The following is a 10,009-nucleotide window of genomic DNA, read 5'->3' as shown; positions in this document are numbered from 1 at the left end:
GCCCGCTCGGGCACCACGGTGGCGCCGCTGGACCTCGTCGACCTGCGCCAGGGCTACGAGGCCCGGGCCCTGATCGAGCCGCACTGCGCGGGCCTGGCCGCCCGCCACGCCTCCAAGGCCGACGCCGCCGCCATCAAGGCCGTGTTCGAGGGGGCCGAGGAGGCCGCCCGCAACCGCGACCTGCCGGCCCTGGTGGCCATGGACCAGCGCTTCCACGCCGCCGTCGCCCGCGCCTCGGGCAACCTGGCCCTGGCCCGCATCCTGATCCCCCTCCAGCACAAGGCCGCCCGTTTCTGGGTGTTCTCGTTCGGCGGGGCCACCGAGGCCGAGCTGATGGCCGACATCGAGCAGCACCGCGAGGTCGCCGACGTCATCGCCAGCGGCGACGTCGAGGCTTCGAAGGCGGCGATGATGCGGGTGCTGAGCGTGACGCCCGAAGCCGTGCAGCGGCCGCAGGTCGAGGCGTGACCCCTAAGCCCTCCCCCTTGATGGGGGAGGGTTGGGTGGGGGTGGTTGCGGCGTTGGCCGCTCTGCGTTTGCCTGAACCGCCGCGTCACCCCCATCCCCGACCCTTCCCCCATCAAGGGGGAAGGGGGCTTTCGAGCGCGATCTTCCATCAAGTCCAAATCTGGACTATATTCAGATCTGGATGGAGGTTCGGATGTCCGTCGCCAAGCGCAAACCCGTCGAGGTCGCCGCCGGTTCGGCCGTGCTGGACCTGTCGCGCTTCTCGCCCGCCAACCGCCGCCGGCTGAGCGGGCCGGGCTTGCGCACCTTCCTGGCCATCGCCGACCTGTGGGACCTGTCCGAAGACCAGCGCCTTCTGGTGCTGGGCCTGCCGTCGCGCTCGACCTACTACAACTGGGTGAAGGCGGTGCGGGAGCATCGCGACGTGACGCTGGATCTCGACATGCTGACCCGGATCTCGGCGGTGCTGGGCGTGCACCAGGCCCTGGGCGTGCTGCACGCCAGCGAGCGGGAGGCGGTCGCCTGGCTGCGGGCGCCGCACACGGCTCCGCTGTTCGGCGGCCGACCGCCGCTGGAGGTGCTGACCTGCGGAACCCAGGACGGCCTGATCAGCGTGCGCCGCTTCCTCGATGGGGCGCGGGGCGGGCTCTACATGCCGCCCGGCGATCTCGACCGCGACTTCCGCCCCTACGACGACGCCGAGATCGTCTTCTCGTGAGCGAGGCCTACGCGCCGGCGCCGCAGCCCAGCTATCGGCTGATCCCGTCGCGGTTTCCGCCGATCGGCCTGTTCGACACGGTGGCGACGGCGGCCGATCTCGACGCGGTGATGGAGCTGGCCGGCTGGACCAACGACCGCCTCGTGGCCGAGCGCGTGGCGCGCCTGCCGGTCGATGAGCGGGTCTATGGCCGGACCAACGCCAGCATCGTCATGGCCTCGTTCCTGCACGTCGCGCCCGGCGGCATGCGCTTCAACGGCCCGGACCTGGGCGCCTGGTACGCCGCCGCCGAACTGACGACGGCGGTGGCCGAGGTGGCCCACCACCTGCGGCGCGAGGCGGTCGCCACGGGCGCGCAGGCCCTCAGCCGCCAGTACCGGGTCTATTCGGCCAGGCTGGAAGGCGACTATCTCGACATCCGCGGCCAGCAAGCGGCGTGGCCCGAGGTCTACGCCAGCGACGACTATGCGGCGGGCCAGGCGATGGGCGAGGCCGTGCGCGTTTCGGGCGGGGCGGGGATCCTGTTCGACAGCCTGCGCCATGCGGGCGGGATCAATGTCGTCGCCCATCGTCCCCGCAACGTCCACGACGTGACCCAGGGCGACCACTACGAGCTGCGGGTCGAGGCCGCCTCGCGCCGGATCGAGGCCAGACGCCTGGCCGCCTGAGGGCTTGAAGGGGATCTGTGGCCGGCGGGCGACAGCCGGCGGAACGTCTCGCCAACTGTGAGGCTTTCTCGACACAGGGCTTTGGCAATTCGTTCTAAAATGTCAGAAGAGATTTTGACGAACGTCAAGCCATCCCCATTTGGTGCGGCGAGGCGGGGCCAAAGGCGCCGCTTCCCGGAGCCTGCCGCATGTCCCGTCGCCTCGTCCTTCTCGCCACCGTCGCCTCCGTGGGCGCCTTCGCGAGCCTCGCCGCTGTCTCCTCGGCGCGGGCGGCCGACCAGCTGACGGAAGTCGACGCGGTGGTGGTGACGGCCCGCGACCGCAACGCCGGCCTGCTGGAAAAGCAGCCGAACGACACGGTGTTCGGCCTCGACAAGCCGCTGATCGAGACCCCGCGCTCGGCCAGCTTCGTCTCGGGCCTGACCCTGCAACGCTACGGCGTCGAGACCATCGACGACCTGACGGCGGTGTCGCCGGGGACCTATACGGCCAGCTTCTATGGCGTGCCGGGGGCGCTCAACATCCGCGGCACCCTGGCGGAAAACTACTTCCGTGGCTTCAAGCGCGTCGAGAACCGCGGCACCTATGCGACGCCGATCGGGGCGGCCGAGCAGATCCAGATCGTGCGCGGCCCGCCGACCCCGATCTATGGCTCGGGCAAGGTCGGCGGCATGCTGAACTTCATCCCCAAGTCGGGGAAGGGCGAGGGCGGCTATCTGGAAAAGCCCGAGGGCGAGATCACCCTCACCTACGGCAGCTACAACAAGAAGGACGCCACGGCCCAGGTCGGCCTTCCGGTCGAGGTCGGCCAGGTGATCGGCGGCGTCCACCTCTATGGCGAGGTCGAGGACAGCCACAGCTTCTACCACGGGATCTATCCCAGGCGGCAGACCGGCCAGGTCTCGGCCGATTTCGACCTGGGCGGCGGCTGGAGCGTGGCGCTGGGCGGCATGATCTATCGCTCGCAGGGCGACGTGCAGACCTCGGGCTGGAACCGCCTGACCCAGGACCTGATCGATAACGGAACCTACGTCACCGGCCGCGACACCAGCCTGGTCGACGCCGACGGCAACGGCCGGCTGACGCCCGGCGAGATCGGTTACTACCCCTACGCCAGCGCGCTGTACCTGGCCTATTTCGGTTCTCCGACGACGGACGCGGCCCACACCCTGGACACCGGGGTGGGCACGACCAAGCTGTCGCCGCGCACCGTCTACGTCTCGGCCGCCGACTTCTCGAAGACGGCCACCAACACCCTCTATTTCGACATCGGCCGCAAGCTGTCGCCCGACAGCTCGGTCAAGCTGCAGCTGTTCTACGACGCCCTGGAGAACAAGCGCTTCGTTTCCTACGGCTATCCGGCCTGGTTCGACAGCGACGTCTGGGAAGCTCGCCTGACCTGGGACTTCCGCAACGAGGCCTTCGACGGCGCTGTGCGGGCCCAGTCGTTCGTCGGCGCCTCGTATCGGGCCTTCGACGGCCGGCGGCGCGAAAGCTTCAACAGCGGCCTGATCGCCCTGGACCGCCGGGACCTGTCGTACGGCGCCACGGCGACCGACATCATCGGCAGTCCGTTCAATCCCGGCGATGGCGTTCAATGGGAGAACGACAACCACTCCAAGTGGACGCAGGCCGGCGTGTTCTTCACCACCGACATTTCCCTGGGCGAGCGCCTGAACCTGATGCTGGGCGGCCGCTACGACGACTACGACGTCACCTCGGAGGACGTCGGCTATCTGTCCTACACCGTCGCCGGCGTGCAGAAGGCGGCCAAGGGCAAGGGGACCTACACGGCCAGCGTCTCGTACAAGGCGCCCTTCGGGCTGATGCCCTATATGACCTACGCCAAGGCCTCGGCGCTCGAGATGAGCCAGGCGGGCGACATCGCGCCGGGCCTGGTGGCCGACGCCAGCGACGCCTGGCTGTCGGACAGCGACCTGGCCGAGGCGGGCGTGAAGTTCCAGTGGCTGAAGGGCACGCTGATCGGCTCGCTGGCCGGTTATCGCCAGAACCGCACCCAGCTGACCGGCATCAATGCTGCGCCGACCGGCACGCGCGCCAAGGGTGTTGAGCTGGAGGTGCGCTGGCTGGCCAGCGACCATTTCAGCTTCACCTTCTCGGGCAACAGCCAGCACACGACGGTGAAGGGGCCGGACAAGTCCTTCCAGTACATTCCCGTCTACACGGCCGGCGTCAGCGGCGTGGACGGCTATGGCGGGGCCTATCTGGTCTGGGATTTCACCAGCATCCGGCCGGGCGACTACGACTACACCCTGATCCCGAAATCGGTGGTCAGCCTGTATGGCGCCTACGCGTCGGACCAGCACGACTGGGGCAAGGTCTTCGCGACGCTGGGCGTGACGCATGTGACCAAGACCTCGGGGACGGTTCCGGGCGCGGTGGTCTATCCGGCCTATGCCGTGGCCAGCGGCTCGGTCGCCTACGAGTACGGCCCCTATACGGCCACGCTCAACATCGACAACCTGTTCGACGAGCTCTACTTCACGCCCGTCGCCGACACCTACGCCAACCTCGCCGCCCTGCCCGGCAAGGGGCGGGAGTGGCGGGTCACCCTCGCGAGGCGCTTCTGATGGCCCACGTCCGGATCCAGCACCGCCCCTGGCTGCTGCTGGGCGCCTTTTCTCTGCTGCTGTTCCTGATCACCGCGGCGACCTATTCGTCGCTGGGCGTGGTCATTCCGGCCATGGTTCCGGAACTGGGCTGGAGCTGGGAGCACGCCTTCCTCGGCTTTTCGATCATGGGCGTGGCCACCGGCGCCTCGTCCTGGTTGCCGACCCTGCTGATCCGCCGCTGGGGCGTGCGCGCGACCCTGGTGGCCGGCGCGGCCGTGATGGCCGGGGGGCTGGCCCTGATGGCCAATGTCCACGGCCTGCCGGCCTATTTCCTGGCCACGGCCCTGCTGGGCGTCGGCTTCCAGGCCGCGGCCCTGATCCCGGGCACCTACGTGCTGTCGGCGATCTTTCGCCAGCGGGCCATGCCGTTCGGCATCTACTTCACCTGCGGCGCCTTGGGCGGCGTGGCCGGGCCGCTGATGGTGCTGGCCAGCCAGGGCGCCTTCGACGGCCACTGGCGGGTCTATTGGGCGCTGCAGGCGCTGGCGATCGGCGTGCTGGGCCTGCTCTGCGCGGCCGTGGTCGGCGGACCCAGGTGGCTGGAGGAGGCGGGCCGGGCCATGGACCGCCTGACCGCCGCCGACGCCAAGGCCGCGCCTGCCCATCCGCGCGTCTTCCGCACCGACCACGACTGGAGCGTCCGCGACGCCGTTCGCACCCCGCAGTTCGCCATACTGGTGGCGGCCTATTTCAGCCACCTGCTGGCCGGGGTGACCGCCGCCAGCCTGACCCAGGCCCACCTGACCCAGCTGGGCGTGGCCGGCGTGGTGGCGGCCGGCGCGCTGAGCGCCGAAGGCCTGATGCAGGTCGTGGCGCGTCTGGCCGGCGGGGCCGTCGGCGACCGCGTCGATCCGCGCTGGCTGTTGGCCCTGGCCCAAGGCCTGCTGGTCGTGGGCCTGTTGGCCCTGTCGCGGGCCACGACCCTGCCGCTGCAGGCGCTCTACGCCGTCGGCGTGGGCCTGGGCTTTGGCCTCACCGTGCTGGCCGTCAGCCTGCTGCTGCTCAACTATTTCGGCCGCAGGAACAACGTCGAACTCTTCTCGCTGGTCTGCCTGGTGGGCGCGGTCTCGGCGGCCGGGCCGTTCATCGGCGGCTTCATGCGCGACCGGCTGGGCGGCTTCACCCAGACCTTCGAGCTGTTCGCGGCCCTGACCGCGGTGGTGTTCGTCGCGGCCCTGATGATGCGTCCGCCCAAGCCGCGCATCGCGGCCTTGGCCGAGGCGGAGGCCGCCCCGGCGCCCTGATACCGCACTCCGATACCTCGTCCCGGGGTCTCGCTACGTCATCCTTTTGGTCTATGGTCGCGCCGACTCGCCAGCAGGGCGAGCACGGCAGGAGGCGAGCATGGGGCGCGAGGACGGACGCAAGGAGTTCGGCGTCTTCCTGCCCGTGGCCAATGGCGGCTGGATCGTCTCGAAGACGACGCCGCCGCTGGACGGCCTCTACGCCCAGAACCGCGCCGCCGCCGTGCTGGCCGACGAGATCGGCCTGGACTTCATCATGTCGATGGCCAAGTTCCGCGGCTTCGGCGGTGAGACCGATCACTGGGGCGCGGCGCTGGAGTCGGTGACCCTGATGGCCGCCCTCGCCGAGGCCACCAGCCGCGTGAAGATCTGGGCCACCCTGCATCCGCTGCTGCAGAACCCCGCCGTGGCCGCCAAGATGATCGCCACCCTCGACCATATCAGCGGCGGCCGGGCGGGCCTCAACATCGTCGCCGGCGCCTATCGCGACGAGTTCGCCCAGATGAGCGCCTGGGACGACGCGCTGAGCCATGACGACCGCTATGAACTGGCCGAGGAGTGGACCCGCCTGGTCAAGCGCCTCTGGACCGAGGACAGCGTCAGCCACGAGGGGCGGTTCTTTTCGCTGAAGGACTGCCGCTCCAAGCCCAAGCCGATCAGCGCGCCGCGTCCGGACCTGATCTGCGCCGGCGTCTCCCAGCGCGGCTTTTCCTTCGCCGTGGCCGAGGCCGACGCCTGCTTCATCGGCGGCGAGGACGAGGCGGCCCTGCGCGGCGCCAGCCGCCGCGCCAAGGCGCGGGCGGCCGAGCTGGACAAGGCTGTCCGCACCTACGCCATGTGCACCGTGGTCCATGCGGCGACCGACGCCGAAGCCGAAGCCCTGGCCGACCATTATCGCGACGGGGTGGACATGGCGGCGGTCACCACCATGTTGTCGAACTGGGGCGTGCCGCCCGAGCGCCTCGCCGAGACGGCCGCGCGTCAGGGGGCGTTCATGACCCGGACGGTGATCGGCGCGCCGGCGACCTGCGGGGCGCGGATCCGCGACCTGGTCGAAACCTGCGAGCTGGACGGGCTGATGCTGATCTTCCCCGACTACGAGGCCGGTCTTTCCATGTTCGGCGCCGAGATCCTGCCGGGCCTGCGGGAGGCCTATCCTTGAACACGGCTCCCCTTCGCGCCGACGACGGCCTTTCGACCTGGATCGCGCCGGCGCGCACGGCGCTGCTGGTCGTCGACATGCAGGTGGATTTCGCCGCGCCGGACGGCGTGATCGGCCGGTTCGGCGTCGACCTGTCGGCGGTCGGGGCCGCCCTGGACGCGGCCGGACGGCTGGTCGAGGCGGCGCGGGCGGCCGGCGCGCCGGTGGTGTTCGTCGGCCTGGAGACGACGCCGCAGACCGACGCCCCCACCCTGCTGGAGCGCATGCGCCGGCGCGGCGGCGATCCGGAGATCGAACGGGCCATCTGCCGGGCCGGAACGCCGGGCGCCGACTTCTATGGCCCCGTACCTGGGCCAAGCGAACTGGTGGTGCGCAAGCCGCGCTACAGCGCCTTCGTCGGCACCGACCTCGACGCGCGGCTGCGGGCGCGGGGCGTCGATACCCTGGTGGTCTGCGGCCTGACGACAGAGTGCTGCGTCGACAGCACCGTGCGCGACGCCTTTCACCGCGACTACCACGTCTTCGTGGCCAGCGACGCCTGCGCCGCCTACGAGCCCGACCTGCACGAGGGGGCGCTGAAGAGCCTGGGGCTGAGCTTCGCCCTGCTGGAGACCACGTCCGAGATCCGGGCGGCCTGGGGCGGCTAGCCGCGCGGTAACGGGCCGCGCGGTAACGGGCAAAGAAAAAGCCGCCCGGGCGAACCCGGGCGGCTGATCCTGTACCGAAGGGCTTTGGCTTAGAAAGCGGCCTTCAGCGAGACGGCGATACGTTGACCGTAGATGTCGCCGTAGTCCTTCTCGTCGGTGTTCCAGTAGCGGACGTCCACGCCGAGCTTGTCGGTCAGGGCGTAGCCGACGCCGAGGTTCCAGGTGGTGTAGTCGGTGCCGATGCCGGCGAAGTAGCCGTCGGTGTCGACGGTCTGGTAGCCGACGGCGCCGCTGACGGTGAACTTCTCGGCGACCGGGAGAGCGCCGTTGATTTCGACGTACGAGGCTTCACCGCCGTTGCCCGGGAATTCCGGCGACCAGTAGCCGGCGACGCCGAGGGTCAGCTTGCCGAAGGGCTTGGAGGCGGCGGCCTTCAGTTCGGTGTAGCTGAACTTGCCCGGCAGGCCGTTCTTGTCTTCGACATAGCCGTAGTAGAGGACGCCGAAGTCCAGGGCGACGTCGCCGACGGTCGGCTTGATGCCGGCGTACAGGTCGACTTCAACCGACGGGTCCGAGGTGCCGAAATCGACGTTCGAGGCCCAGACGCCAGCGTAGCCGATGCCGTAGCCGAGGTCGACGCCGCCGAACACTTGCGGGTCTTCCTGGGTCTGGCTGACGCCGCGGAACACGTAGTCGCTGGCGATGCCGACGTTGTACGAGAGGCTGACTTCCTGAGCCATGGCGGCGCCGCCCAGGGCGACCGTCGCGGCGGCGGCCGCCAGCGAAAGCTTGAAGAACTTCATCCGTGCTATCCCCTTTTTGTTAGCCCGCCGGGAGTTGGCTCCCAACATGTGCGGCGCCTGCAAGCGCGTCAGTTCACAGCCGGAATTAACTGCGGGCCGTGCTCTAGTTGCAATCAGCAGGGCGACAGCGCCAGCGATAAGAACAGAGGTCGTTTAAACTTTGGGCATGTGTGACGAATTTGCTGCATAAGCGACGTCCGCGGCCACAGTTGTCGCTGAGCGAACGTTTCTGGCTTAGCTGCGGCTTCAGCGCATCGCCATCGTCGCCGCGCCCAGGTGCAGTCCGGCGTCGACCAGCAGGGTCTCGCCGGTGACGTGGCGGGAGGCGGGCGAGGCCAGGAACACGGCGGCGCCGGCCACGTCCTCGGCGCTGGAGGCGACCTGCAGCGGCGTGGCGGCCGCCGCGCCGACCCGCAGGCGCTCGATCTTCTCCTCGTCCATGGCCTTGCCGAACCAGGGGGTGTCGATGAAGCCCGGACAGACGGCGTTGACGCGAATCCTCGGCGCCAGGGCGCGGGCCAGCGACAGGGTCATGGTCGTCATCGCGCCCTTGGAGGCGGCGTAGGGCACCGACGAGCCGTTGCCCATGACGCCGGCGATCGAGCTGGTGTTGACCACGGCGCCGGGGCGGGGCGCGGCCTCCAGCAGGCTGCGGGCGGCGCGCACCATCTGGAAGGCGCCGACCACATTGACCGAATAGAGCCGCAGGAAGTCTTCGGCGGTCACGGCGTCGAGGTCGGCGTGGCGCGGGGCGAACTTGGTCACGCCGGCGTTGTTGAACAGGGCGTCGATGCGGCCCGAGGGCGCGGCGGCCTCGACGATCCGCCGGCAGTCGGCGTCGTCGGCGACGTCGCCCCTGGCCAGGATCGCGCGGGCGCCCAGCGCCTCGACCTGGCGGGCGGTCTCTTCGGCCTCCTGGGCGCTGCTGGCGAAATTGACCACCACCAGGGCCGCGCCGCGACGGGCGGTCTCGACCGCCATCGCCCGGCCCAGGCCCGTGGATGCGCCGGTGACCACCACCGTGAAGCCGTCGAAGTCGCGACCCGTCATCCGTTTCCTCCTGCGTTCGAACGCTTGTTTGCGACACCGTAGCCGGCGCGCGGGCGCTTGTCTCGCCGGGGGCGGAGGCCTAAATCGCGACCATGACCGAACTTTCCGTGACCCAACTGGGCCAGACCGTCTCCGCGCCGGAGAGCCCCGAGGCCGCCGTGCTCGAGGCCGTGCCCAATCCGCAGAACGACGTGCTGTACCTGGCCCGCTTCGTGGCCCCCGAATTCACCTCGCTGTGCCCGGTGACCGGCCAGCCCGACTTCGCGCACCTGGTGATCGACTACGCGCCGGGCGACTGGCTGATCGAGAGCAAGTCGCTGAAGCTCTATCTGACCAGCTTCCGCAACCACGGCTCGTTCCACGAGGACTGCACCGTGAAGGTGGGCCGCAAGATCGTCGAGGTCGCCAAGCCCCGCTGGCTGCGCATCGGCGGCTACTGGTATCCGCGCGGCGGCATCCCGATCGACGTCTTCTGGCAGACCGGCCCGGCGCCGGAAGGCCTGTGGGTGCCCGAGCAGGGCGTGCCGGCCTATCGCGGCCGGGGGTGATTTTAGATCCTCCCCCTGAAGGGGGAGGTGTCGGCGAAGCCGACGGAGGGGGATGTGATTTCCCACGT

General features: G+C 69.7%; 10 protein-coding genes. 8 read left to right on the top strand and 2 right to left on the bottom strand.

Translation table 11 applies throughout. The features are described from left to right. From DMC18_RS19330 to DMC18_RS19300, 7 genes are all read left to right on the top strand, one after another. On the top strand, positions 1–468 hold a 468-nt coding region (locus DMC18_RS19330; RefSeq protein WP_146218138.1), incomplete at its 5' end, for a GntR family transcriptional regulator. A 193-nt stretch (positions 469–661) separates the two neighbouring features. After that, complete coding sequence (locus DMC18_RS19325; RefSeq protein ID WP_199228594.1) at positions 662–1,186, top strand: MbcA/ParS/Xre antitoxin family protein; 525 nt, start codon at positions 662–664, stop codon at positions 1,184–1,186. Then, on the top strand, positions 1,183–1,854 hold the full coding sequence (locus DMC18_RS19320) for an RES family NAD+ phosphorylase (protein WP_110121686.1): 672 nt from the start codon (positions 1,183–1,185) through the stop codon (positions 1,852–1,854). Before DMC18_RS19325 ends, DMC18_RS19320 begins: the two co-directional genes overlap by 4 nt. A gap of 188 nt (positions 1,855–2,042) precedes the next feature. After that, entirely contained in the window at positions 2,043–4,445 is a 2,403-nt protein-coding gene (locus tag DMC18_RS19315; RefSeq protein ID WP_110121687.1) for a TonB-dependent siderophore receptor, read from the top strand. Beyond that, positions 4,445–5,731 (top strand): MFS transporter, encoded by a 1,287-nt coding sequence (locus DMC18_RS19310; protein ID WP_110121688.1) that lies wholly within the window; start codon positions 4,445–4,447, stop codon positions 5,729–5,731. Before DMC18_RS19315 ends, DMC18_RS19310 begins: the two co-directional genes overlap by 1 nt. A 100-nt stretch (positions 5,732–5,831) precedes the next feature. Beyond that, positions 5,832–6,893 (top strand): LLM class flavin-dependent oxidoreductase, encoded by a 1,062-nt coding sequence (locus DMC18_RS19305; RefSeq protein WP_110121689.1) that lies wholly within the window; start codon positions 5,832–5,834, stop codon positions 6,891–6,893. After that, on the top strand, positions 6,890–7,540 hold the full coding sequence (locus DMC18_RS19300) for a cysteine hydrolase family protein (protein WP_255580417.1): 651 nt from the start codon (positions 6,890–6,892) through the stop codon (positions 7,538–7,540). The genes DMC18_RS19305 and DMC18_RS19300 overlap by 4 nt, the downstream gene beginning before the upstream one ends. Before the next feature lie 89 nt (positions 7,541–7,629). Here DMC18_RS19300 and DMC18_RS19295 read toward each other — a convergent pair whose 3' ends face one another. After that, complete coding sequence (locus DMC18_RS19295) at positions 7,630–8,343, bottom strand: TorF family putative porin (protein ID WP_110121691.1); 714 nt, start codon at positions 8,341–8,343, stop codon at positions 7,630–7,632. 246 nt (positions 8,344–8,589) lie between these two features. Beyond that, entirely contained in the window at positions 8,590–9,393 is an 804-nt protein-coding gene (locus tag DMC18_RS19290) for an SDR family NAD(P)-dependent oxidoreductase (RefSeq protein WP_110121692.1), read from the bottom strand. 92 nt (positions 9,394–9,485) lie between these two features. Between DMC18_RS19290 and queF the strand changes: the two genes are divergently transcribed. Next, positions 9,486–9,941: a preQ(1) synthase gene (gene queF / locus DMC18_RS19285; RefSeq protein ID WP_110121693.1), complete on the top strand. Its 456-nt coding sequence runs from the start codon at positions 9,486–9,488 to the stop codon at positions 9,939–9,941. Positions 9,942–10,009: the final 68 nt, after the last annotated feature.

Origin of the sequence: Caulobacter sp. D5 (genome assembly GCF_003185805.1) — a bacterium.
In the GTDB taxonomy this organism is placed as follows: domain Bacteria; phylum Pseudomonadota; class Alphaproteobacteria; order Caulobacterales; family Caulobacteraceae; genus Caulobacter.
This window is presented reverse-complemented; position numbering and strand designations above follow the sequence as displayed.